General features: G+C 58.4%; 22 protein-coding genes. 11 read left to right on the top strand and 11 right to left on the bottom strand.

Annotated features, from left to right (window positions below):
* Nucleotides 1-19 precede the first annotated feature (19 nt).
* Nucleotides 20-817: a TIGR03435 family protein gene (locus tag GSQ81_RS05260; RefSeq protein ID WP_256369658.1), complete on the bottom strand. Its 798-nt coding sequence runs from the start codon at nt 815-817 to the stop codon at nt 20-22.
* 135 nt (nt 818-952) lie between these two features.
* Between GSQ81_RS05260 and GSQ81_RS05255 the strand changes: the two genes are divergently transcribed.
* The 5 genes from GSQ81_RS05255 to GSQ81_RS05235 all read left to right on the top strand — a co-directional run bounded on the left by GSQ81_RS05255 (nt 953) and on the right by GSQ81_RS05235 (nt 4,528).
* Nucleotides 953-1,405, top strand: a complete 453-nt coding sequence (locus GSQ81_RS05255) for a MaoC family dehydratase (protein ID WP_158909610.1) — start codon at nt 953-955, stop codon at nt 1,403-1,405.
* 118 nt (nt 1,406-1,523) lie between these two features.
* Entirely contained in the window at nt 1,524-2,486 is a 963-nt protein-coding gene (locus tag GSQ81_RS05250) for an MBL fold metallo-hydrolase (protein ID WP_158909609.1), read from the top strand.
* A gap of 106 nt (nt 2,487-2,592) precedes the next feature.
* The gene (locus tag GSQ81_RS05245; protein WP_158909608.1) at nt 2,593-3,084 is read left to right on the top strand and encodes a hypothetical protein; all 492 of its coding nucleotides are present in this window, start codon (nt 2,593-2,595) and stop codon (nt 3,082-3,084) included.
* Nucleotides 3,085-3,248: 164 nt separating this feature from the next.
* Entirely contained in the window at nt 3,249-4,082 is an 834-nt protein-coding gene (locus tag GSQ81_RS05240) for a rhomboid family intramembrane serine protease (protein ID WP_158909607.1), read from the top strand.
* A gap of 26 nt (nt 4,083-4,108) precedes the next feature.
* Nucleotides 4,109-4,528, top strand: a complete 420-nt coding sequence (locus GSQ81_RS05235; RefSeq protein WP_254060000.1) for a CTP-dependent riboflavin kinase — start codon at nt 4,109-4,111, stop codon at nt 4,526-4,528.
* Here GSQ81_RS05235 and GSQ81_RS05230 read toward each other — a convergent pair.
* Nucleotides 4,525-4,929, bottom strand: a complete 405-nt coding sequence (locus GSQ81_RS05230; protein WP_254059999.1) for a helix-turn-helix domain-containing protein — start codon at nt 4,927-4,929, stop codon at nt 4,525-4,527. The genes GSQ81_RS05235 and GSQ81_RS05230 overlap by 4 nt on opposite strands.
* A 398-nt stretch (nt 4,930-5,327) precedes the next feature.
* Between GSQ81_RS05230 and GSQ81_RS05225 the strand changes: the two genes are divergently transcribed.
* Complete coding sequence (locus tag GSQ81_RS05225) at nt 5,328-7,766, top strand: ABC transporter permease (protein ID WP_254059998.1); 2,439 nt, start codon at nt 5,328-5,330, stop codon at nt 7,764-7,766.
* Nucleotides 7,767-7,863: 97 nt separating this feature from the next.
* Here the strand turns inward: GSQ81_RS05225 and GSQ81_RS05220 are convergent, their stop codons facing one another.
* The 3 genes from GSQ81_RS05220 to GSQ81_RS05210 form a co-directional block, all read right to left on the bottom strand.
* Nucleotides 7,864-9,237 (bottom strand): hypothetical protein, encoded by a 1,374-nt coding sequence (locus tag GSQ81_RS05220; RefSeq protein WP_158909606.1) that lies wholly within the window; start codon nt 9,235-9,237, stop codon nt 7,864-7,866.
* Between the two features lie 463 nt (nt 9,238-9,700).
* On the bottom strand, nt 9,701-10,447 hold the full coding sequence (fabG, locus tag GSQ81_RS05215) for a 3-oxoacyl-[acyl-carrier-protein] reductase (RefSeq protein ID WP_158909605.1): 747 nt from the start codon (nt 10,445-10,447) through the stop codon (nt 9,701-9,703).
* A gap of 27 nt (nt 10,448-10,474) precedes the next feature.
* Nucleotides 10,475-11,254 (bottom strand): YqjF family protein, encoded by a 780-nt coding sequence (locus tag GSQ81_RS05210; RefSeq protein ID WP_158909604.1) that lies wholly within the window; start codon nt 11,252-11,254, stop codon nt 10,475-10,477.
* Between the two features lie 60 nt (nt 11,255-11,314).
* On the opposite strand from GSQ81_RS05210, the gene GSQ81_RS05205 reads away from it, so the two are divergent.
* The 5 genes from GSQ81_RS05205 to GSQ81_RS05185 all read left to right on the top strand — a co-directional run bounded on the left by GSQ81_RS05205 (nt 11,315) and on the right by GSQ81_RS05185 (nt 16,264).
* Entirely contained in the window at nt 11,315-12,871 is a 1,557-nt protein-coding gene (locus GSQ81_RS05205; protein WP_158909603.1) for an FAD-dependent thymidylate synthase, read from the top strand.
* A gap of 21 nt (nt 12,872-12,892) precedes the next feature.
* The gene (locus GSQ81_RS05200) at nt 12,893-13,735 is read left to right on the top strand and encodes a TIGR03435 family protein (protein ID WP_254059997.1); all 843 of its coding nucleotides are present in this window, start codon (nt 12,893-12,895) and stop codon (nt 13,733-13,735) included.
* Between the two features lie 109 nt (nt 13,736-13,844).
* Nucleotides 13,845-14,915 carry a recombinase RecA gene (gene recA, locus GSQ81_RS05195; protein WP_158909602.1) on the top strand — a complete coding sequence of 357 codons (1,071 nt, stop codon included), beginning with the start codon at nt 13,845-13,847 and terminating at the stop codon, nt 14,913-14,915.
* A 222-nt stretch (nt 14,916-15,137) separates the two neighbouring features.
* Nucleotides 15,138-15,632 carry a pantetheine-phosphate adenylyltransferase gene (gene coaD / locus GSQ81_RS05190; protein WP_158909601.1) on the top strand — a complete coding sequence of 165 codons (495 nt, stop codon included), beginning with the start codon at nt 15,138-15,140 and terminating at the stop codon, nt 15,630-15,632.
* 14 nt (nt 15,633-15,646) lie between these two features.
* Nucleotides 15,647-16,264, top strand: coding sequence for a bifunctional 2-polyprenyl-6-hydroxyphenol methylase/3-demethylubiquinol 3-O-methyltransferase UbiG (locus GSQ81_RS05185; protein ID WP_158909600.1), 618 nt, complete (start codon nt 15,647-15,649; stop codon nt 16,262-16,264).
* Nucleotides 16,265-16,311: 47 nt separating this feature from the next.
* Here the strand turns inward: GSQ81_RS05185 and kdpC are convergent, their stop codons facing one another.
* The 6 genes from kdpC to GSQ81_RS05155 all read right to left on the bottom strand — a co-directional run bounded on the left by kdpC (nt 16,312) and on the right by GSQ81_RS05155 (nt 23,180).
* Complete coding sequence (kdpC, locus tag GSQ81_RS05180) at nt 16,312-16,890, bottom strand: potassium-transporting ATPase subunit KdpC (protein ID WP_158909599.1); 579 nt, start codon at nt 16,888-16,890, stop codon at nt 16,312-16,314.
* A 10-nt stretch (nt 16,891-16,900) separates the two neighbouring features.
* Nucleotides 16,901-18,940, bottom strand: a complete 2,040-nt coding sequence (kdpB, locus tag GSQ81_RS05175; protein ID WP_158909598.1) for a potassium-transporting ATPase subunit KdpB — start codon at nt 18,938-18,940, stop codon at nt 16,901-16,903.
* Between the two features lie 21 nt (nt 18,941-18,961).
* The gene (kdpA, locus tag GSQ81_RS05170; protein WP_158909597.1) at nt 18,962-20,749 is read right to left on the bottom strand and encodes a potassium-transporting ATPase subunit KdpA; all 1,788 of its coding nucleotides are present in this window, start codon (nt 20,747-20,749) and stop codon (nt 18,962-18,964) included.
* 15 nt (nt 20,750-20,764) lie between these two features.
* Nucleotides 20,765-20,851, bottom strand: coding sequence for a K(+)-transporting ATPase subunit F (kdpF, locus tag GSQ81_RS20325; protein WP_158909937.1), 87 nt, complete (start codon nt 20,849-20,851; stop codon nt 20,765-20,767).
* 467 nt (nt 20,852-21,318) lie between these two features.
* Complete coding sequence (locus GSQ81_RS05160) at nt 21,319-22,035, bottom strand: response regulator transcription factor (RefSeq protein WP_158909596.1); 717 nt, start codon at nt 22,033-22,035, stop codon at nt 21,319-21,321.
* Nucleotides 22,032-23,180 carry a histidine kinase gene (locus GSQ81_RS05155; protein WP_158909595.1) on the bottom strand — a complete coding sequence of 383 codons (1,149 nt, stop codon included), beginning with the start codon at nt 23,178-23,180 and terminating at the stop codon, nt 22,032-22,034. The genes GSQ81_RS05160 and GSQ81_RS05155 overlap by 4 nt, the downstream gene beginning before the upstream one ends.
* Between the last annotated feature and the right edge of the window lie 15 nt (nt 23,181-23,195).

Raw genomic sequence — 23,195 nt, 5'->3', positions numbered from 1 at the left:
CAAGGATAAGTACCGCGAGCTAATTTTCGGTAGGTTTCTCGGCATGATCCACGACGATGGTATCGAGCATGGTTCGGCTGGGTTCCAGTTTCAGTCCAAGATCTTCCTGTATCGCCGTAAAGATAGATGGTCCCGAGGCGTCGGATGCGGTGATCGCTCTGTCATTCGGAGCCCATCGCAAAGTGAAGTCATAGCGACCCTTCAAGCCGGTTTTGTCGACGACCTTGCGGCCAACGTCGCCATAACCTGACAGCAAGCTTGCGAGACCTTCCATAGAAAATCCCTGCACCGCAAGAAGGCCTCGTTGCGATTGTGTCACTAATCCAGTGATGCCCTTGATGTCGCCGTCGGGCGTCGTCTGTTCGAGTGTCGCCGCGTGCAGCTTCGGACCGCTCTTCGCAACTACGAGCGCATAGGCAGGAAACTCTTTGAGTTCATGGTGGACGACAAGCTTGAACCGATCTGCCAATAAAGCCTGGAGCATCTGGTGGCGTTGCTCCAGCGTGAGGCCGCGATAAACAGACACATCCGCGTCCTCCATCTTCGCTTCGAGGTCAAATTTGCTTGCGTCAATCCATGCAGGGCCGCCCGAGAGTCTATCCGGTTGGTAGATTCCATAAGCTTCCTGAATCATCTGAAAAAGCGATACGCCCATGGCGGTGTACCCATTGAGTGTGGGCTGCAACCTCCATCCTTGCGATTGGCTAGGTTTGACCGTGGAAACCGCAAATGTAATTGAGGGTCTGGTTTGCTGGCCATTGATGACGGTGATGCATGTTGCAATGCACGCTAAAAGTTGGAAGGTAGCGCGTTTCATCCTGCCAGCGGACACGATCATGCAGTTGAGTCTATCCATTCAGAGTCGTCGTATTCCCTGCGTGCAATGCACGATATTTCCCAGTCCCTGATAATTTATAACTAAGTTCATCAACGGGGATACAAGGGAGAACACATGCCGCAAGAGCTTTACTTCGAAGACTTCTACGTCGGTCAAAAGTTTCACTCCATCGGCGGAGCCAAGGTAACCACGGAAGAGATCAAAGAGTTCGGCCAGAAGTACGACCCGCAGCCCTTTCACCTCGATGAAGCCGCCGGGGAAGGCTCCTTCTTCAAGGGCCTAGCCGCCTCGGGCTGGCTCACCGCCGCTATCGTCATGCGCCTCCGCGTGCAGAACATCACCGTCGCCGGAGGCATGATCGGCGCCGGGGTCGAGGAGATGCGCTGGACTCTGCCCGTGCGCCCCGGCGACACCATTCACACCGAGATCGAGGTCATCGGCGTCCGCCAGTCGAACTCGCGCAAACACTACGGCGTCGTCCGCACCCGCACCCTCGCCTTCAACCAGAACAACGAGGTCGTCCTGCGCAGCACCGTCAACTTCCTCGCCCCGCTCCGCGAAAAATAGCATCGGCAAGAAATTGGGTGCCCCACGTCCCGCCTCTGGGACGTGGGTTCTTCCCCCCCGAACCATCCCCGGCACATCCACCCACAAAACCCACAACCAACAGGCGTATCGTAGACGAATGATGCGTATGACAGTGCTCGCCTCGGGTTCCAAAGGCAACAGCACCGTCATCTCTTCCTCCCGTACCCGCGTCCTCGTCGATGCCGGCCTCTCCTGCCGCGAACTCCTCAAGCGCATGGCCCTCGCCGGAGAAGACCCCGCCACCCTCGACGCCATCCTGGTCACCCACGAGCACATCGACCACGTAGCCGGACTCGCCGTCCTCGCCCGCCGCCTGAACATCCCCGTCTACCTCACCGAGCCCACCCACCGCGCCTGGGTCCGCATGGTCACTCCCCGAACCACCATGACCTACGCCAAGTGGCTCGATCACGTCCAGCAGGAAAAAGAGGTCCGCGCTGCCGCCGTCACTCAGGGCAATCTGGATGGCAACTTGGATATCGCCGCCGAAGCAGCTCCAGATCAAGTCTCCGCCGATCTCTGTGAACCGGCTCCCACCGCCAAATCCAACCCAGCTCACCTTCCAGCGGTGGAGTACTTCCACTCTGGCACCAGCTTCTCGATCGGCGACCTCGACATCACCCCCTTCACCATCCCCCACGACGCCGCCGACCCCTGCGGCTTCGTCTTCGCCGCCGAAGGGCTCCGTATGGCCGTCGCGACCGACCTCGGCTATATGCCTCCCAACGTCAAGGCAGCGCTCAAGCGCATCGACGCTCTCCTGCTCGAGTCCAACCACGACCTCGAGATGCTCCGCGACGGCCCTTACCCCTGGTCGGTCAAGCAGCGCGTCCTCTCCCGCGTCGGCCACCTGTCGAACCACGCCACGGCCGAGTTCCTCTCCACCGACTACGATGGCGGCGCCTCCTACATCGTTCTTGGCCACCTCTCCGAGTCCAACAATGCTCCCGAGCTGGCCCGGATCGCCGCCGAACAGGCCCTCGCCAGCCACCCCAAGCTGCTAGGCAACCGCCTTCTGCTCGCCATGCAATCTGCCCCGCTCGAGCCAATTACTTTATAGTTTTGCCTTTTCTTCTCCGCCAAATAGCCTCAAATCCATTACCCCTAAATAAATCTTTCTAATACCATTCGCTATCTAACAAGTTAGAATGAAGTTAATATAAAAAATGGAAAAATCCGCGATAGATCTCCCCAGCAATCGCCGCCAGCACTCATCTTCCTGCACTGATCAGGTCGTAGGGAATATTCTCTCCGGGTGGCGTTATGACATCTCGGCCCTCTCTCCGGCCATGCGCACCGACTACGAGCAGCACTTCGTCGAGTGCGCCCACTGCCGCCGTCGCCAGACCGTCGCCCGCTCCATCGACGTGCTTCTCATTGCCGTCAGCACCCTCTCTATCCTGGCTTTTCTTCTGGCAGCCGTTGTCATCCACCGGGTCGAGCTCATCACCCACATCTTCACGCTGCACGTCCGCCTTACCCAGACCCACGCCGTCGCCATCTCTCTCGAAGCGGTAGCCGTGGCCGGTATGGTCTTCTCCACCCTCATCTGGATTCTGGTGGCCATCGCCACCCCCCTGCCCGGCTTCCTTGGCGAATTCGTCCAAAGGCACATCCCGGCCGATCTCCGCGAGCGTTTCCATAAAAACGCCGCCTGATCGGTTCCTTCCACCCAATACTGTCATTCTGGGCGAGCGCTAAGCACGAGCCGAAGAACCTGCGGTTCCGTTTGCCGTTGCTGTTTCCAAATCAGTTTCAGGCCTTCCCGCCACTTCCGATTTGTAATCCGCCCCTTGCCGCGATAGCGTAGAACAGACAACTCATGCCATCGACCCAACAACCAGAAGGCGAACTCCTTCCTCCCTCCTACGGAGGCCCCCCCGAGCGCGCCCCCATCCCCGACTATGAGCGCGAGCGCTCCCGCCCCAACTCCCGCGAGCGTGGCTGGAACATCCTCGTCACCCCCGGAACCTATCTTCTGCTCGGAATTAACTGCGCCGTTTACCTCTGGATGGTCCTTCGCGGCGTCTCCCCCAGCGAGCCCACCGTCCGCGACCTGATCCACTTCGGCGCCGCCCAGCCCTTACTCATCCTCCACGGACAGTGGTATCGCCTCATCACGGCTACCTTTGTCCATGTCGGCCTGATCCATATCGCCACCAACATGTGGTGCCTCTGGAACCTCGGCCTTCTAGGCGAGCCGCTGCTGGGCCCCTTCGGCCTGGTCGCCGTCTACTTCCTCACCGGCATCTCGGGCAATCTCCTCAGCCTCTTTATCAATGTGCTCACCCGCGACAACTCCGTGGGAGCTGGAGCCTCGGGCGCAGTCTTCGGCATCGCCGGAATCCTGATCGTCCTGCTCAGCAACAAAAAGCTCCCCATCCCCTGGTCCGAGCTCAAACGGCTGCGTAAGTCGGTCATCTGGTTCTCCGCCATCAACCTGCTCATCGGCGGAGCCACCCTCTTCGTCCCCGTCGTCCGCATCGACAACTTCGCCCACCTCGGCGGCTTTCTCTCCGGTCTCGCCCTGGGAGTTCCCCTTATCCCGCGCATGACCTCCGGCCGCACCCGCTACCTCCAGCGCCAGAAGATCACCTTCGCCGGAGCCGCCTTCTGCCTCGCACTCTTCGGCTACTTGATCGCCAACCTCCACTAATCAGCCCGCACTGAGACCCTGAAAACATGGAGGAAGCAGCGATGGTGTTGCGAGGAAAGGTCGTCTCCGGCGTAGGAAGCTTTGCCTACTGGATCGGCCAGCTTCAGGACCACTACGAGCGCAAAACCGGAATGGTTCTCTATCCCGGAACCCTGAATCTAAAGCTCGACTCCGACTATTCCTTACCCCAGAAGGTCATACGGCTCGAAGCATCCGAGTATGGCGGAAGAGTATCCGTCAGCATCGTCCCCTGCTCCATTCAAGGCAGAAAAGCATTTCTGCTGAGAACCGACGCCAATGAGAATGGAACAGGCGATCATCCGAAGACCATCATAGAAATCGCCACAGACGTAAAGCTGCGCGATCTCTTCAAGCTTCAGGATGGTGATTATTTAGAGGTGACCATTGCCCCGGAATGGGCAGCGCATGAAGCACCCAAGCGCTAGCTCAACGTCGTCTGCGCGAACTTCCTCACCATGGCCAGCAGCAGTCTCCGGTCGCTCTCGCTCAAATGCGACGAGTACCGCTGCACCTGCGTCAGAAACCGTATCTCGTCCTCGCCCAGGTTCAGCGACGACATCTCCCGCCCGATGACCTCTTCGGCAAAGAACTCCGAGAGCTGCAAATCGAGCGCCCGCGCGATCTTCTGCAGCGTCTCCAGCGACGGCACCGTATGCCCGTTCTCCACGCGCGACAGATAACACCGCAACAGCCCTGTCCGTTTTTCGATATCGCCCTGGGACATGCCCTTCTGCAAACGGTAGCCCCGGATCGTCGTACCGATGTTCATCGAAATTGAGAGGGCCGCCGTGGACCCGCTCTCCATGTCGCTCGAGATAGTTTGCATGTCAGCCATTAGCCACAAAGTAAACATCTGCAACTCGCAGGTCAATGCCTATCTTTGCCTTCAACGAGATTCCCGTACCTGCTCAGGTTCATCCACAGAGCTTTACCCTGCCAAACCTTAACTTTTACTTGAACCCCAGCCCCTCTTCGAACCACAGGAAACATTAGCCAGCCAACTATTATCCCTTCAGTAAACCCATCCCTCAGGCTAGCTTATCCGCCGAAAATGACGCGCTCCTGTCCAAATCCGGCCAGAGATGTTCAAAGCCGGACAGCCCAGGCCGGCCGCTCCGCAAAGCAGTATTGCAACAAAAGGAGATAGCGGCCATCAGTTTAGGCAGCCAACGTGCTTTCTATTGCGTATCTAACGTTGTGATCGCGCAGGGGAGGGAAGACGGAATGCAGTCAATACTGGGGAACATTCGTTACGGGTTGCGCCAACTGAGAAATGCTCCGACGTTTACGGTGGTGGCAGTGCTGACGCTGGCTCTCGGAGTCGGTGCGAATACGGCGATCTTCAGCGTCGTCCAGGCAGTCCTGCTGCACCCGGCGGGCATCTCCCAACCCGAGCGAGTAGTCTCTTTCCACACCCGCTATACGAAACTGAACCTGCCCAGCATCGGGGTCTCGGTGCCTGACTTCAAGGATGCCCAATCGCTCACAGAAGTGGTGGATTCGGCAGCAATCAGCCAGCCGGGAAGCTTCAACATGACGACGACGGGCGGAACAGAGCATCTACAGGCAGCCACCGTCAGCCGTGACTGGTTCCGCGTCTTCGGCGCACAGCCCATCCTTGGCCGCGTCTTCTCGCCCGAAGAGGACCAGAAGGGCGCGAACTATGTCGTCGTCCTGAGCTACGCGGCGTGGCAGCGAATCTTCGGCGGCCAGCCCGATGCTATCGGCAAATCGATGATCATGGACGGCCAGACCTACCGCGTCGTCGGTGTCATGCGCAGCGACTTCGACTGGCCTCGCAGCCGCGATGTCTGGGTCCCCGTCGGCCTCGCGCCCGACGACTATGCGCCGAGCCGACGCTTCAACGAGCAATATGACAGCGCCGTCCGCCTCAAGCCCGGCGTCAGTGTCGAGCAGTTCAACGCGGCGCTCGCGCAGAAGCGTATGGAGGAGATCAGAAATGAGGGAGGCAGCAACAACAACTTTGCTGAAACCTCCGGCTGGAGCATGTTCGCCCAGCCCTGGACCAGGGACGCCGCAGGCGATCTGCGCAAGCCGCTGCTCGCCTTGTTCATCGTGGTGGCCGCCATCCTTCTGATAGCCTGCGCCAACGTGGCGGGCCTGCTGCTCGCCCGCACCGCGGGAAGGATGCGCGAGCTCGCCATCCGCACCGCGCTGGGCGCGTCCATGCTGCAGATCACCTCGCAGTTTTTGGTCGAAACCGTATTGCTGGCGATCGGTGCGGCGATCATCGCCGTGCTCACCGGCCCTCTGATCGGCAGGCTCCTTCTGCTCGCGATTCCGAGCCATCTGGCGGACGGCTTCGTCGTCCAGAGCAATCCGCGACTGGTGGCGGCGACCATAGGCTTCAGTCTGCTGGCTGCTCTTCTCGCCGGCATCATTCCTGCGATCCAGGTGGCGCGGATGCAGCGCGTCGGAGAGTTCGGCAGAAGTGTGACCGACAGCGCGTCGCGCCAGCGGCTGCGGACCATACTGGTCAGCACCGAGATCGCTCTCGCCTTCATCCTCCTCACTGGCACCGGCATGTTCCTCGTAAGCCTGCGGCAACTTCAACACGTCGATCCCGGATTTCGCTCAGAGAACGTCCTGGCCGGATCGGTTACCCTTACCGGAACTGACTATCGCGACAACAGCGTGAAACAGGCAGCCTTCGTCAGAGACGTGCTCTCGCGCATCCAGCAGCAGCCCGGCGTGGCCGCTGTCGCTGCATCCTCGTATGTGCCCTTCTCCGGTCAGTGTTGCTGGTCGGGCAGCTTCAGCATTCAGGAAAAGCCACTCCAGGCGGGAGAACCCGGCCCTCATGCCGACGACCAGGCGGCCTCGCCCGGCTATCTGGCGACGATGCAGATTCCATTAATGAGAGGCCGCTGGTTTACAGAAGCAGATCGAGCCGACACGCCACAGGTAGTCGTGATCGATGATGTGCTGGCTCGCGCCTACTTTCCCGGACAGAACCCGCTCGGTTCTCATCTGCGCTGGGGGCCGGGACCGAAAGCACCCCTAAAAGAGATCGTGGGCGTGGTCGGACACGTGCGCCGCGATTCGCTCGAGGTAGATGAAAACAAAGGCGTCATCTACCTGCCGCTCGAGCAGCAACCCACACCCATGGCGACCTTCGTGGTGCGCACCAAGGGCAACCCACAGGTATTTCAAAGTTCGTTGACAAACGCGGTGCAGTCGGTGGATTCCACAGTAGCGGTCTTCAACGTGGAGACGCTGAACAGTCTCGTGAGCCAGTCGCTCGGCGCACGGCAGTTGCTGGTCTGGCTGCTCTCGCTCTTTGGCGGGCTGGCATTGCTCCTCGCCGCCATCGGAATCTACGGCCTGCTCAGCTACACCACCTCGCAGCGCTCGGCCGAGATTGGCATTCGCATGGCCATGGGCGCGCAGCGCTGGCAGATCGCCCGCCTGATCGTAAAGGACATGCTGGGCATGGTTGGAACCGGGCTGGGCGTCGGCATCGTCGTCATCATATTGATGCAGCGCCTGCTGGCCCACGCATTTGCCGGAGTAGGCGGAGGCGTCCTGCCCTCGTTAACCATCGCTGCAGTCGGCTTATTGGCAGCCGCATCGCTGGCCGTAGCTCTACCGGCCCGAAAATCCGCCAGTGTCGATCCTGCGGTAGTGCTGCGGGCGGAATAACTCGGACAGCAATTTCCAGAGAGTCGCCTAGTGTAGTCCGCCGTTAATCTCATCATTTATTCAGTGCTACCCGGGTGCAGGTGACCTTATCGCTTGCTCAACGCTCCAGTCCCCATTCATTGATGAGATGGAAGCCGCGGTCGAGCAATGGATAATGGCTGGGCAACGGAATACGGCTGAGATGCAAGGTACCATCGGCGGAGGCGTGCTCACCCGTCGGCGTCAGCACCAGATGAGCCGGATCGGGCGCGGTGAGGTTGTAGAGGATTGAATGATCCTCTTGGAACAGATATAGCGTGTGCTTTTTGTCGTCGACCTTGAAATCGGCTCGCCAGAGAACCCCGGACGAGTCGCGAAGCATGACGTGGCCGCTGGGTTCCAGGAAGATGTCGATCACGGGCAGGCCCTCCCCGGTAGGAATTGATTTGGATGTGGTTTGACCGTCAGCCGTAAGGGTGGCGGAGTCGACGTGCCACTGACCGCTGAGTGGCGAGGGGTGTCGAAGGTTGGCACGCTGCCGCACATCTCTTCTGTAGGACATCAGCACGAAAGGTAGACAGTGCGCGAGCAGCATCAGCTCAACCACCACAATAGCGATGCGGAATCTGCGGCGTTCGGTTGGAGGGACCCAGATTCCTGTGGGGGCGGCTGGTTTGCGTCGCCAGAAAAAGTCGAACAGGGCCCGCAGGTCCGGAACCGTGATGGCGATGGAGAACAGCAGCAGATGGGCCGCGTAGATCTTGACTGGCACGTCGAAGAACACGTTGAAGAGCAGAACGTTGGTCGTGACGAATCCTGCAAGCAGCGCTCCAGTAAGCGCCGTGCGGCGAAAAAACAGCAGGACCGCTGCCGCGACCTCAGCGGCGCCGCAGATCATCTCATAGCCAGGGTGGAGCGCGATGAGTGTCCAAAGCAGCGTGTTGGGCGAAGTGTTGCCCAACGGCTCATTGAGCACAGCTAAGGACGGCGGAGCCATTTGTAGAGGGAAGAGCTTCACGAAACCGAAACTAGCCAGGGCGGAGACCAACGTGAGGCGCAGAAGGAAACGTAGCCACGCAGCTGCGGTCCGGTATTCGAGACGGCGTCTGTCTATAGCGGTCCAGAGGAGCGCGGCGGCCAAAGCGTAGACAAGCATCACGCCCAGCGCTACCCAGTCGATGAGGCGATCCCCTGAGCCGGAGGGATGCAGGTGCGCGGCGACGCCGGTGACGTGGAAGCGGTGTTGCACCAGCCACTCGGCCGGTTTTAACACGGCCAAGGCGAGCCCCCAGGAGATATAGCTCCCAATTTGGGGAAGCAGGTCCAGCGTGCCGCAGCAGCCGAACGCGTAGATCAGGAGATAGCAGAAGGCGAAGCGAAAACCGAAACGGCCGAGAGGCGTCCAGCGCACAGCCACAGGAGTTGTTCCTGCAGGCGCGAGAGTGTCCCCAGAGAACGCAGGTACAACGGGAATCGCAGTGGCTTCATTCATGATCGGACCTCGTTCGAAACGATGGGCGATTGCAATTTGGCTTACACTCGGGCTCTCTAGGCCTGTCGCCCTTGACATCGTCGAATCTTGCTATGAAGATTACTACATAGCAAGGTAGCACACCATTAGGCCAAACCCTCTTGTTTTAGGTGCGGCACGCAGGGCGAAACGACTATGTATCGCTGTTGTTTTGTCCCTAAACCACCAAATTCCCCAGCAAAATCCCTGTCAAGCCCCAAAACCACCTAACCCAAACAAAATAAACGAAATAGCGATTGCAAAACAGCTCCACTCCATTCACTAGAATGGAAGTGGTACAGAAACAAGGCCCAGCGGATATTGCTGGGCCTAACTCATTTAGATAGAATGTTTTGAACGTAAGTCGTTTTACATCAAGACTTTGAATTTTAAAGTCTCTGGAATCAAGACTTTGGGGCTAAAAGTACACCGGGGGAGGGGGTACCTACCCCATGTGCATCCCGCCGTTCACGTCCAGCGTATGCCCGGTGATATATGCAGCCTCCTCCGAGGCCAGGAACGCAACCGCATGGGCGATCTCGATATCCGTCCCAACCCGGCCTAGCGGAATATGCTCGGTCATGGCAGCCTTCTGGGCATCGGTCAGGATGGAAGTCATCGCCGTCTCGATGTATCCCGGAGCGACGGCGTTTACCGTAATTGTCCGGCTGGCCAGCTCCCGCGCCAGCGATTTGGTTAGCCCGATCAGGCCGGCCTTCGACGCGGCATAGTTGGCCTGTCCTGCCTGGCCCATCTCGCCCACGACGGAGGCGACATTGATGATTCGGCCCCAGCGGCCCTTCACCATCGACTGCATCACCGCCTGCGTCATCAAAAATGAGCCGGTCAGGTTCGTCGTCAGCACGTCGTCCCAGTCTTTCCGCTTCATCCGCATCGAAAGAATGTCGCGAGTAATGCCCGCATTGTTCACCAGAATATGAACCGCGCCGAACTGAGCGATCACTGCCTTGGCGCACTCCTTGATCGACTCTTCGCTGGCAACATCCAGTGCAAAAGCCTGAGCCGTTCCACCCGCAGCAGCAATCTCAGCGGCAACCTCGGCTAGCTTCTCCACGTTTCGCGCAGCCAGCGCGACCGTTGCTCCAGCCTTGGCCAACTCCAGCGCGCAGGCGCGCCCAATTCCTTGGGATGCTCCTGTAATCAGTGCGATGCGACCAGCGAGAATGCTCATGAACCTCCGTATGTCGGTGCTACCGCATTATACGAAAGCGGTCGCCTGATCTTCGCGCAACGGCCAGAGGTACACATGCAGTTCTCTCGCGAAGTGCAGCACCGGAGCGCGGTTTGGCAATGCAATCCCATGCGCTGCGGGCAGCTCGTTGATCTCGATCTCGGCCTCCGCTGCCTCGAGCGGCCACGGAAGATGATGAATATCTCCCACGAGCACGCGCCCTTTGTGCGAGGTGAACAAGCAATACCGCTCGGTGAGGAAATGTTCGAGAGTGCCAACAGCAGATGGAGCCGCAACCTCTCCCAGTCCGCGATACCGCGCCCGGAAGCGAGCGCTGCGATGAGTCAGCAGACGTCTGCTCTCGTACGCAATCGCGCCATTGGTTCTAATCTGCCGCCGCATGCTGGCCAGAAAGTACGGCAGATGGAAAAGCACCCTTGCACCCAGAACAGCCAATACGCTGGCCGCATCGAGCGAGAAGAAGAACACGCCATGCAGTCCCGTCACCTTCGAGCGAACATAGGTCCGCAGATTCAACTCGCAGAAGTGGCCTGTAGTCGGAACGACGATCGTGCTCTCGCCAGCGGTTCGCGTCCGCACCCGATCCATCCAGAAAGGTACAACGCCTACCCATGCATATCCGTCGAAGCTGTCGACGGTAAGCCCCGGCGGAAGCAGAGCAGCGATCTCCTCGACGGCAACCGGCCAATGCGCAAACAGCAGATCGCTCCAGCGCTGTGCCATGCGCCAGTGTCCGGCAGGAAGTGGATAAGGCCGATGGTCTGTCGTGTCAAGGATATTTGTCATCAATAAGATAGATGCCTGATTGTGGCTTGGTGCCCAGGGTGAAGTATTCTGAGTTTCACCATGTCAGAGAACGCGACCAAGCCCTCCGAAACAGACGTCTACGCCATCCACGGAGCAGATCCTGAAGTCCTCGCCTACGCGATGGCCAAATACTCGCGCTCCTCGCTCACCATGAAGGAGTCGCTGGCCGAGATCAGCTCGCAGCGCGCCGAGCAGTTCCTCAACACCTTCTACTTCCAATACGGTCATCGCTCCATCGCCGACCTCGCGCACATTCCCTTCGCCATCGAGCCCCTCTCGCTGCTCGCCGCCATCGCGTTGGTCGACGAACAGCGCTGGGACGGACAGGAACGTTCGACGCGCTACCAGAACTTCCGCCGCTCCGGCTGGTTTACGCCCGACCTCGGCGCAGAGACGCCGAAGTTCACCGCCGCCGTCGAAGCCCTCTTCGCCGCCTACGACAGCATCGGCGCGGGAATGCTCGAAGCCCTCAAGTCCGCCATTGCGCGGCCCGAGGAGATGAAACCCGAAGCCTACGAGCGCACGCTCAAGGCACGCGCCTTCGACGTAGCTCGCTATTTGCTGCCGCTTGCGACCAACACCTCGCTCGGCCAGATCGTCAACGCACGCACGCTGGAGACGCAGGTCTCGCGCTTGCTCACCAGCGAGCACGCCGAGATCCGCCAGATCGCCGAGAAGCTGCGCATCGCCGCCACTGAGCCAGCGTGGAACGTCCAGCACAGCGCCGCAAAGGTGCTCTGCGACGAGATCGGCTCGGTCGATGCGACCTGCGGCGACCGTCTCACCGAAGCTCTTCTCCGTCCCGTAAAGACCGCTCCCACGCTGGTCAAATACGCCACCGCAAACCAGTATCAAGCCGCCAGCCGAACGGAGTTGATTGCGGCAGCCGCCGAGCTGATGGCCAATCAGCCCATCGATCCAGCGCCGGTGGTCGACTTGCTCGACGATGCAGAACCGCTCGAGGTTGAGCTGGCCACATCGCTGCTCTATCCGCATTGCCACTACTCTTATCGCCAGCTCCGCAGCCATGTCGCCGCGCTGCCTGAAGCTCGCCGCGCCGAGCTGCTGGCTCTCGGCACCAAACATCGCGGCCCGCATGACGAGCTGCTTCGCGCCTTCAGCTCTGGGCACAGCTTCCGCTTCGACATCCTCATGGACATCGGCGGCTTCCGTGACATGCACCGCCACCGCCGCTGCGTCCAGCTCCTGCAAGCCTTCACCGACGCTCACGGCTACGAAGAGCCAACTTGCCCCGGTCAGCCCAGCCTCGCTGAAGCTAACCTCGAAGCTCCCTACAACGCCGCTATGGACGCAGCCTTTGCGGCTTATCGTCAACTTCGCGACTCCGGCGTTCTCGAGGCGGCGCAGTCGGCTCAGTACGTTCTTCCGCTGGGCACTCGTTGCCGATCCATGTTCAAGATGGACTTCGCCGAGGTACTTTATATCTCTGAACTCCGTTCCGGCGTTGCGGGCCACTTCAGCTATCGCCGCATCGCCTGGGAGATGTACAAGGCGGTGGAAAAGCGGCATCCAGCGCTCGCCGGGCACTTCAGGATCGAAGATGTGAATGAGCCAATCGATCTGCTCAAACGGTAGGGGATGTTCATTCGAGAGAAGATGGCCCAGAGAATGACCGAACGTGTCGCATACAAGCCGGATAGCAGGAGAGGGCTTCTGCTGCTCGCTCTTGCCGTATCCGTCGCCATGTCGAGTGCGTGGGGACAGAGTGGTTCGGTACCTCCTGCGAGTGCAGTCGCGAAGCTTCCTGCGTACGATGTGGTCGCCATCAAGCCGAATAAATCCGGCAGCGGCTCGTTAGACATTGAGTCCAATATGGACACCTACAACGCTAAGAACATCACGGTGAAGGGCCTTCTCGAAGAGGCCTATGGCATCAGGAAAGATTTGATCTCCGGAGTGCCGGGACCGATCGACTCCGCGCATTTCGATGTGATGGCGAAGATCGTCGAACCCGACGCAGCCGCGATCCGGAAGCTGACCGGACGGCAACGGGGATCGATGATGCTGCCTATTCTTGCCGAGCGCTTTCAGTTGAAGGCCCGCATCGAGACCAGAATTCTTCCCGTCTTCGAGCTGGTCGTCGTCTCCAACGGCCCGAAGTTCAAACGCTCGGCAGATCAAAAGGGCAACGATACAGGCACCAGCATTCAAGGCAGCGATCGCGGTGTTCAGCTTACCGCGCATGGCATCAGCATGGCGTCTTTGGCGAGCTCCCTGGAAGGCCAGGTGCATCGCCCCGTGATTGATAAGACTGGGCTTGCGGGCAACTTCGATGTTGCGATGAAGTGGTCCTCGGATACGGTTCCCAGCTCAGAGGCCAACGCCGGGCCGTCGATCTATACGGCCTTGCAGGAGCAGCTCGGACTGAAGCTCAAGGCAACAAAAGGTCCGGTCGAGACCCTGGTCGTCGATCACGTCGAGATGCCCTCTGAAAACTAGCGTCGGGACGACTTTGGGGAAGCGGCAGGAAGACCGGCGTTCGCCTTTTATTTGCTTTTTCTAATTTAGATGCTAGAATCCGGCTTGAACTTTACCCGAGGAGATATACGTGGCAGATGACCGCAGCAAAGCAATAGAGTTGGCCCTTGCGGGGCTGGAGAAGCAGTTTGGCAAGGGTTCGATCATGCGGCTGGGGTCGAAGGACGTGGTGCCGATCTCGGTCATCTCTACCGGGTCGATCTCGTTTGACGCCGCGCTGGGTGTAGGCGGCGTGCCTCGCGGGCGCGTCATCGAGATCTTTGGGCCGGAGTCTTCGGGTAAGACGACGATTACGCTGCAAATTATTGCAGAGGCGCAGAAGGCTGGCGGCCTGGCTGCGTTTGTGGACGCCGAGCACGCGCTCGACCCTGCCTACGCGGGTAAACTCGGTGTGGACATCGACAACCTGCTGGTCAGCCAGCCCGACTATGGCGAACAGGCGCTGGAGATCGTCGAAGCGCTGGTCCGCTCCAATGCGATTGATGTGTTGGTGGTCGACTCGGTGGCGGCACTTGTTCCAAAGGCCGAACTCGATGGCGAGATGGGCGACTCGCACATGGGTCTGCAGGCGCGGCTGATGAGCCAGGCGCTGCGCAAGCTGACGGGAACGGTGTCGAAGTCGCGGACTTGTTTGATCTTCATCAACCAGATTCGCGAGAAGATCGGCGTGATGTTCGGCAACCCGGAGACGACGACTGGCGGCAAGGCGCTGAAATTTTATTCTTCCGTCCGTATCGATATCCGCCGCATTGGCGCGGTGAAAGACGGCGATAGTGTGGTTGGCTCGCGGACCAAGGTAAAGATCGTGAAGAACAAGGTGGCCGCACCGTTCCGCGACGCCGAGTTCGATATTCTTTACGGCGAAGGCATCTCCCGCGAAGGCGATGTGCTCGATCTGGCAGTGCTGCACAACATCGTCGACAAGAGCGGCGCGTGGTACAGCTATCAGGGCGAGCGTATCGGCCAAGGCCGCGAGAATGTCCGCAACTTCCTCAAGGAGAACAAGGAAGTTTTTGGCCGCGTGGATACCGAACTGCGCAAAAAGCTCGGAATCTCCGGTGCCAGCTCCGATGTTGAGATTCCTGCTGCTCCGGCCAATGGCGAGGCGCAGGCAAAGGACATCGTTCGCGGCAAGAAATGATTGCCAGAAAAAGTTAAGAAGATACCGGCAGCTCTTTAGCTGCCGGTATCTTCTTAAGACTGTTTGGGCGGCAGTGAGTGAAAACAGGCAACAGCAAAGGCGAAATACAGGGGTCTCTCCACTGCGCTGCGCTCCGGTCGAGATGACGTGCTTTCTTGCCGCTCCACTTTGTGTCTGGCACATTTGGCCTGAAAGACGACGGCAACGTATGCTTTGGATGGTATGCACACTGTAAAGGCGATTTATCCCGGAACCTTCGATCCGCTTACGAACGGACACCTTGACCTGATTGCGCGAGGAGCCAAGATTGTGGACCATCTGGTCGTGGCAATCCTGCGCAACTCCGAGAAGGGCACGCCGCTGTTTACTGTTCCCGAGCGCGAAGAGATGATCACCGAAGCGGTGGCGGGTTTCAAGAATGTGTCGGTCATGACCTTCGATGGCCTGTTGGTGGAGTTTGCCCGTCAGCAGGGTGCCAAGGCCGTGCTCAGGGGGATTCGAGCCATCTCGGACTACGAGTACGAGTTTCAGATGGCGATGATGAACCGCAAGCTCGATCCCGAGCTGGAAACGCTATTCATGATGCCGGCAGAGAAGTACACCTATGTCAGTTCGCGGCTGATCAAAGGGGTCTTTCAACTGGGCGGCGATGTAACGGCGCTGGTGCCTCCCATGGTGGTGGAACGGTTGAAGGCGAAGGTTCCGGCGCGGGTTTAGCCGGTGGGAATTCCATGACGAAGCTGGTGGAGCAGTTCGGCAACATTGACATCTATCTATTCGACCAATTGCTGCGGGGAAATATCGCTCCTGGAATGAAGGTGCTCGATGCAGGTTGTGGCGGGGGCCGTAATCTGGTGTACCTTTTGCGCGAAGGCTACGAGGTGTTTGCCGTGGATGCGAGCGCCGAAGCGATAGAGCATCTGCGTTCCGTGGCATCGAAGCTGGCACCGAATCTTCCGGCTGAGAACTTCCGCGTGGAGACGGTCGAGGCGATGTCATTTCCGGATCAGTTTGTGGATGTGGTCATCTCGAACGCGGTGCTGCACTTTGCGCGGGACGATGCTCACTTTGAAGCGATGGTGTATTCGATGTGGCGCAGGCTGCGACCCGGCGGGATGCTGTTCTGCCGCCTGGCCTCAACGATTGGGACCGATCCCATCCACTCTTTTAAGCTAATCGCTGGCCGGAGGTTCCTGATGTCGAGCGGAATGGAGTGGTATCTGGTGGACGAAGCGTTGCTGATGCAGTTGACGAAAGAGTTAGACGGGGAACTGGTGGACCCCTTGAAGACTACGGTGGTGCAGGGTGCTCGTTGTATGACCACATGGGTAGTGCGGAAGCGCGCGTAATCTCATGTGGTTTGCAACGAGCATCGCTGGCCTTGCGTTCTCGATTTTCATTTTGCAGCGATGGGCGCTCTCGCATCGAGATCGAGGTTGAGTTCGAGAACGTTGACCCGCGGCTCGCCGAGAAAGCCGAACTGCCGCCCTAGAGTGTGCTTGGCTACGAGCTGCCTGACGACGCCTACGTCAAGGTTACGTTCACGGGCGATGCGTGCAACTTGAAACTCCGCAGCAGCAGGTGTGATGTCGGAATCGAGGCCGGAACCGGATGCTGTGACGAGATCGACGGGAACCTCGGCATCTGGATGGTCTGTCTGCGCCGTGGCTGCATCCCCGGCAATGCGGTCGATCAGCTTCTTGTTGGTGGGGCCATAGTTCGAACCGCTGGAGTTTGCTGCATCGTAGCCGTTGCCGGCGGCTGAGGGACGAGAGTGAAAATAGCCCGGAACGGAGAAGGTCTGTCCGATGATGCGAGAGCCGACAAGCTGGCCGTGCTGATAGATCAATTGTCCGTTTGCCTTGTCTTTGAAAAGGAGTTGCGAGACACCGGTTACGGCGTATGGATAGATCACGCCAAAGATGATGGTGGTGACGACGGTATAGAGAATCGCAGTAATAAGATGGCGGCGCATAGTGATCCTTTTAAGCCAGATGAATGGCCGTGATGACAATGTCGATGAGCTTGATGCCGAGGAAGGGAGCGACAATGCCGCCGACTCCATAGATGAGCAGGTTGCGGCGGAGAAGCGCCTCGGCTGACATGGCTTTGTAGCCGACGCCTCGCAATGCGAGCGGTATCAGACCGACGATGATGAGCGCGTTGAAGATGACGGCCGAAAGGATGGCCGACTGTGGCGTCTTGAGGTGCATGATGTTGAGCGCGTTGAGCACCGGAAAGGTTGCGGCGAACATCGCGGGGATGATGGCGAAGTATTTGGCAACATCGTTGGCGATGGAGAAGGTGGTGAGCGCCCCGCGTGTCATGAGGAGCTGCTTGCCGATCTCAACGATCTCGATGAGTTTGGTTGGGTTGGAGTCGAGATCGACCATGTTGCCTGCCTCTTTGGCGGCCTGGGTTCCGGTGTTCATGGCGACGCCTACGTCCGCCTGTGCGAGGGCCGGTGCGTCGTTGGTGCCGTCACCGGTCATGGCGACCAGCTTGCCTTCTGCCTGTTCGCGGCGGATGAGATCCATCTTGTCTTTCGGCTTGGCTTCGGCGAGAAAGTCGTCGACGCCTGCCTCTCGCGCGATGGCAGCAGCGGTGAGAGGGTTGTCACCGGTGATCATGACAGTGCGGATGCCCATGGAGCGGAGTTGGGTAAAGCGCTCCTTCATGCCGCCTTTGACGATGTCTTTGAGATGGATCACGCCGAGGGCTTGACGGTTTTCGGCGACGACGAGTGGCGTGCCTCCGCTGCGAGCGACCACTTCGACGGCTGCGCGGACTTCGTCGGGGAGGCTGCCGCCGTTTTCTTTGAGAAAGGCTGCAATCGCATCGGTAGAGCCTTTGCGAATGATGCGACCATCGAGATTGATTCCTGACATGCGAGTGACCGCGGAGAAGGGAACAAACTCAGCCTGCAGCTCGCTGAACTCGCGACCACGCAGGCCATAGAGCTCTTTGGCGAGGACGACGATGGAGCGACCTTCCGGGGTTTCGTCGGGAAGCGATGAGAGCTGTGCCGCGTCGGCGAGTTGATCTTTGCTGACGCCAGGTGCGGGGATAAACTCCGCTGCCTGACGATTGCCGAGAGTGATGGTTCCGGTCTTGTCGAGCAGCAATGTATTGACATCGCCAGCAGCCTCTACGGCGCGACCGGACATGGCAAGGACGTTGTGCTGAACGAGGCGGTCCATTCCTGCTATGCCGATAGCAGAGAGCAGGCCACCGATTGTTGTTGGAATAAGGCAGACGAGCAGCGAGATGAGGACAAAGACAGTCTGTGGAGCACTGGAATAGATCGCGATGGGCTGCAGGGTGAAGACCGCGAGCAGAAAGATGATGGTGAGTCCAGCGAGAAGAATGTTGAGCGCGATCTCATTGGGCGTCTTCTGGCGCTCGGCGCCTTCGACGAGAGCGATCATGCGATCGAGGAAAGTCTCTCCGGGGTTGGAGGTGATGCGCACTTTGATCTGATCGGAGAGAACGCGTGTGCCTCCTGTGACGGCGGAGCGGTCACCGCCAGCCTCGCGGATGACAGGAGCAGATTCTCCGGTGATAGCGGATTCGTCTACGGATGCTACGCCTTCGATGACTTCGCCATCGCCGGGGATCATGCCGCCAGCGATGATGAAGACGAGATCTCCGGCACGAAGCTGAGAGCTGGCGACCTCTTCGCTCTTGCCGTTTGGCAGAAGGCGCATTGCTGTGGTCTCAGATTTGGCGCGGCGCAGAGCATCGGCCTGCGCTTTGCCGCGACCTTCCGCCATTGCTTCGGCGAAGTTGGCGAAGAGCACGGTGAACCACAGCCAGAGAGTGATCTGCAGGTCGAAGCCTAAGGTGTGATTGTGAGCAACAATGTCGCGGAAGAGATAGATCGATGTAATGACGCTCCCAATCTCGACCACGAACATGACGGGATTTTTCATCATGGTTCGCGGACTGAGCTTGACAAGCGCATCGACCAAAGCGCGGCGAACGATTTTTGTATCCCAGAGAGAGCGTTTACGTGTATTTGCCATGATGATCTCTTTCTTTCTCGCTTAGAAGGTTTTTCCGGCTTGCAGGAGCAAGTGCTCGAGGAGAGGTCCGAGTGAGAGCGCCGGGAAGAAGGTGAGGGCGCCGACGATCAGGATGACTCCGACCAGAAGTACAGTGAAAAGGGGTGTATGCACCGGGAAGGTTCCGGCCGATGGAGGCACCAGCTTTTTCTTCGCGAGATTGCCTGCGACAGCGAGCATGGGGACAATCATCAGGAAACGACCGATCAGCATGGCCGCGGCGAGCGATAAGTTATACCAATGCGTGTTAGCGCTGAGGCCCGCGAATGCAGAACCGTTGTTGCCGGTGGCCGAGGTATAGGCGTAGAGAATCTCGGAGAGGCCATGCGGACCGGTGTTGGCGAGCGCGGAGAGTCCGAGGTTCGGCATCATCAATGAAATTGCGGTGAAGCCGAGGATGGAGAGAGGAAAGATGAGAACGTACAGCATGGCCATTTTGACGTCAAAGGATTCGATCTTTTTGCCGAGGTATTCCGGAGTGCGTCCGACCATCAGGCCTGCAATAAAGACGGAGAGGATGACGAAGATCAACATGCCGTACATGCCCGATCCGACACCCCCGAAGATGATCTCGCCGAGCATGATGTTCACTAGAGGGACGAGACCGCCGAGGGGCATGAAGGAGTCGTGCATGGCGTTGACGGCTCCGCAACTGGCGTCGGTGGTGACGGTGGCAAAGAGAGCGGAGTTGGCAATGCCGAAGCGGACTTCCTTGCCTTCCATATTGCCGCCGGGTTGCATCGCGGTTGTGTGTTGATCAATGTGCATCGTCGCGGTGTGCAGCAACGGGTTTGGCGCTGCCTCAGCATGGTAGGCAATGACAACACCAGCGAAAAAGAGCACAGACATGGCGGCAAATACGGCCCATCCATGGGCGGGGGACCGCACCATTCTGCCCAGGGTGACGGTCAGTCCGGCAGGGATAAGAAAGATGGATAACATCTCCAGCAAATTTGAAAATGGTGTGGGATTTTCAAATGGATGAGCGCTGTTGGTGTTGAAGAAGCCGCCGCCGTTGGTGCCAAGCATCTTGATGGCTTCTTGCGATGCGACCGGGCCTTGTGCGATGTTTTGCGTCGTCACAGTCTGCGTTGTGGACTTGCCATCTGTGCCAGTGGTCGTAACCGTCTGCGTCTGAACAAGCTTCGCCTGATCATAGGGGCGAAAATTCTGGATGACGCCCTGAGAGACGAGAAGAAGGGCATAGATGAAGCAGGTGGGCAGAAGCACCCATAGGGATGCGCGCGTGGTGTCGACCCAGAAGTTGCCCAAGGTCTTCGACTCGCGACGCGCGATGCCGCGTATGAAGGCAATGGCCAGCGCTATGCCGACCGCCGCAGAAAAGAAATTATGATATGCGAGAGTTGCCATCTGGGTGAGGTAACTCATCGTCGCCTCGGGGACATAGGACTGCCAGTTGGTATTCGTCGTGAAGGACGCAGCCGTATTGAAGGCGAGATCGGGTGCCACTGCCGCAAGGTGCTGCGGATTGAGTGGCAGGAAGTGTTGCAGCCTTTCTATTGCGTAGGTGGCCAGCATGGTCACGAGGCTGAAAAGCAGCATGACGGCGCCATACTCTTTCCAGCCCATCTCGTGTGTTTCGTCGATGCCTGTAAGGCGATAGATGAGGCGCTCGAATGGGCGCAGGAGAGGATCTGCAAAGGTGCGCTCGCGCTCAAAGACGCGGGCCATATAGATGCCGAGAGGCTTCGCGCAGATGAGGACGAGAGCGAAGAAGAAGAAGATTTGTAGCCAGCCGTTAGCGGTCATTGAAGCACTTCCCTTTTAAAATTTTTCGGGGCGCAGAAGCGCATAGACGAGATAGACGAAAAGAGCGAGAGAGACGAGCGAGAGAAAGAGAGTTTCAAGCATTTATTTGCGCTCCGTGAAATCGAGACGTCCACAACCGAAGAGGTAGAGTATGGCGATGGCGAAGAAGGCTATGCTTGCTGCGATGCATCCGAGGTCCCACATGGGCAATTCCTTTCTGTAATCCAGTCCGCTACTTGAGCGGACTATATAAAACTTCTACGGACGTGTTGCTGCCTTCCCGAATGCAAGTGCGACACATAACAGGAGGAAGCAGAACCTATCTGAATCGAATCTGGTCTTTTCTTTTGGCCTACGCGTTGGCGAAGAACCTCGCTTGGCGTTTCGCCGAGCCTTCAGGTAACGATGGCAAAACATCATGAGAGCAAATGTCACGATGTAAGTGGCCACGCCACACAAGAGGCTCAGCATAAAACTCTCCTGGGGCCTATTCCTGATGCCCCAGAGCTATTTCATCGAGTTTGCCGTAAAGAGTCCGTAGGGAATTTATAAAGAGTTCGTAAAGATGGCTACAGGTCGTCGCTGCCGGTAGGACGAAAGCGATAGCCGACCCATGGCTCGGTGAGAATATACCGGGGTTCTTCGGATGTTTCGATTTTCTTTCGCAACTGGCCAATGCTGACGCGCAGATACTCCGGCTGGTCGGCGTTGACACCCCATACTGCCTGAAGGAGTGCGCGATGGGTCAGCACGTTTCCTGCATGCTGCGCAAAATAAACCAGAAGATCGAACTGCTTTGGCGTGAGATGAACATCGTTACCGCGGACGGTGACGCGATGTTGCGGGATATCGATGCGAAAGTCGCCAAGATCGATGATGGATTGCACTTCGCGGGCTTCGCTCAGGTTGCGCCTGAGCTGGGCGCGGACACGAGCCTGCAATTCCTGAATGCTGAATGGCTTGGTCACATAATCGTCAGCACCGGCGTCGAGCGCCTCAATCTTCATGCGCTCGTTATTGCGGACTGAGAGAACAATGATGGGTACATCGGAGTTGGTGCGAAGTTCCCGGCAGAGCTCTACCCCATTCATCTCTGGCATAGAGACATCGGTGATGATTAGATCCGGCTTCCACTCAAGAGCGATATCCGCACCTTCAACGCCATTGCCTGCGATGCGAATTACATAGCCCTGCGTGGAGAGCGCGGTGCGGAGCACTCGGATGATTTGCGGCTCATCGTCCACAATAAGTATCTTTGCTGGTTGGCCCCGATCGATCGACTTCATTCCCGCTCCCGATGCTGTGTCACGATATGGACGTCCACGCTTGGCGCTTCTGAGAGGAAGTGTTGAATTGCCCAGTAGTAAAGATATTTGCGAAAACCGCTGACCGCGGTTCTGCCGAAGATGATGTGGGTGATGCGTTTTTCGCGAACAAACTCGGCTGCCGCGTGCGCGACGCTCGTGCCTTTGATGGTAGTTACCTGTGCTCCAAGGTTGCGTGCGAACTGCATGTTCGCGGCAAGCGTGCTCTGTTCTTCATCGCTGCTGCCTGTGTCGATGTGCAGGACGAAGAGTTCGCCTCCGACGCCTTCCGATATCCGCGCGCCGCGGGTAATCAGTATTTGAGAGGCGCTGTTGGAGCTGATGCAGACGGCAACCCGCTCTCGAACGGCCCAGTGCTCCTGGATGCGCTTTGCATCCATATAGGCAGTGAGGGTGCGGTCTACGGCTTTGGTGACATGCTGCAGCGCTAATTCACGAAGGGCGATGAGGTTGCCGCGGCGGAAGAAGTTGGCGAGGGCCTTTTCGGCACGATCAACTCCGTAAATATCACCGCGCCGCATTCGAGTTTGCAGGGCCTCGGGGGTGAGATCGGCCATGACGATCTCGTCGGCGCGCTGAACGAGCCAGTCAGGCACGGTCTCGCGAATCTGGATCCCGGTGACGCTCTGCACCGTGGGTGCAACGCTTTCGATGTGTTGGACATTCATTGTCGCAAGCACATCGATATTCGCCGCGAGAATATCAAGAACATCTTCGTATCGCTTGCGGTGCTTACTGCCTTCGATATTGGTGTGAGCTAACTCGTCGATGAGAACGATCTGCGGCTTGCGGGCGAGGATTCCATCGAGGTCCATCTCCTCGAAGACGACCCCTCTGTACTCGATCTTCTGTCGAGGAACTTGCTCAAGCTGCTCGGCAAGTTCAGCCGTACGTGGACGCCCATGAGTTTCGACTACGCCGACAACGATATCTTCACCGCGCTGGCGGCGGCGGATGGCTTCGCTGAGCATGTTATAGGTTTTGCCAACGCCGGGCGCGTAGCCGAGGAAGAGTTTAAAGGTGCCACGGGTCTTTTCAGGCGCAATTTTTTCCAGCCATTCTTCCGGGCTCTTTGTGCTACCGTTTGATGGTTCGCGAGTGGTCATAGGTCTAACATATGG

The sequence above is a fragment of the Granulicella sp. L56 genome, assembly GCF_009765835.1.
GTDB lineage: Bacteria > Acidobacteriota > Terriglobia > Terriglobales > Acidobacteriaceae > Edaphobacter.
Note: the sequence above shows the minus strand (reverse complement) of the source record. Positions and strands in the feature narration are given on the sequence as shown.

Coding starts and splice junctions, on each gene's coding strand:
- kdpA (WP_158909597.1), bottom strand. CDS start 20,749: ATGACCGCTAACGGCTGGCTACAAATCTTCTTCTTCTTCGCTCTCGTC.
- GSQ81_RS05250 (WP_158909609.1), top strand. CDS start 1,524: ATGATGCGTATGACAGTGCTCGCCTCGGGTTCCAAAGGCAACAGCACC.
- GSQ81_RS05160 (WP_158909596.1), bottom strand. CDS start 22,035: ATGAAGTCGATCGATCGGGGCCAACCAGCAAAGATACTTATTGTGGAC.
- kdpC (WP_158909599.1), bottom strand. CDS start 16,890: ATGCGCCGCCATCTTATTACTGCGATTCTCTATACCGTCGTCACCACC.
- GSQ81_RS05230 (WP_254059999.1), bottom strand. CDS start 4,929: ATGCAAACTATCTCGAGCGACATGGAGAGCGGGTCCACGGCGGCCCTC.
- fabG (WP_158909605.1), bottom strand. CDS start 10,447: ATGAGCATTCTCGCTGGTCGCATCGCACTGATTACAGGAGCATCCCAA.
- GSQ81_RS05240 (WP_158909607.1), top strand. CDS start 3,249: ATGCCATCGACCCAACAACCAGAAGGCGAACTCCTTCCTCCCTCCTAC.
- GSQ81_RS05245 (WP_158909608.1), top strand. CDS start 2,593: ATGGAAAAATCCGCGATAGATCTCCCCAGCAATCGCCGCCAGCACTCA.
- GSQ81_RS05205 (WP_158909603.1), top strand. CDS start 11,315: ATGTCAGAGAACGCGACCAAGCCCTCCGAAACAGACGTCTACGCCATC.
- GSQ81_RS05210 (WP_158909604.1), bottom strand. CDS start 11,254: ATGACAAATATCCTTGACACGACAGACCATCGGCCTTATCCACTTCCT.
- kdpF (WP_158909937.1), bottom strand. CDS start 20,851: ATGCTTGAAACTCTCTTTCTCTCGCTCGTCTCTCTCGCTCTTTTCGTC.
- GSQ81_RS05225 (WP_254059998.1), top strand. CDS start 5,328: ATGCAGTCAATACTGGGGAACATTCGTTACGGGTTGCGCCAACTGAGA.
- GSQ81_RS05255 (WP_158909610.1), top strand. CDS start 953: ATGCCGCAAGAGCTTTACTTCGAAGACTTCTACGTCGGTCAAAAGTTT.
- GSQ81_RS05200 (WP_254059997.1), top strand. CDS start 12,893: ATGGCCCAGAGAATGACCGAACGTGTCGCATACAAGCCGGATAGCAGG.
- coaD (WP_158909601.1), top strand. CDS start 15,138: ATGCACACTGTAAAGGCGATTTATCCCGGAACCTTCGATCCGCTTACG.
- GSQ81_RS05235 (WP_254060000.1), top strand. CDS start 4,109: ATGGAGGAAGCAGCGATGGTGTTGCGAGGAAAGGTCGTCTCCGGCGTA.
- GSQ81_RS05185 (WP_158909600.1), top strand. CDS start 15,647: ATGACGAAGCTGGTGGAGCAGTTCGGCAACATTGACATCTATCTATTC.
- GSQ81_RS05260 (WP_256369658.1), bottom strand. CDS start 817: ATGAAACGCGCTACCTTCCAACTTTTAGCGTGCATTGCAACATGCATC.
- GSQ81_RS05220 (WP_158909606.1), bottom strand. CDS start 9,237: ATGAATGAAGCCACTGCGATTCCCGTTGTACCTGCGTTCTCTGGGGAC.
- kdpB (WP_158909598.1), bottom strand. CDS start 18,940: ATGGCAAATACACGTAAACGCTCTCTCTGGGATACAAAAATCGTTCGC.
- GSQ81_RS05155 (WP_158909595.1), bottom strand. CDS start 23,180: ATGACCACTCGCGAACCATCAAACGGTAGCACAAAGAGCCCGGAAGAA.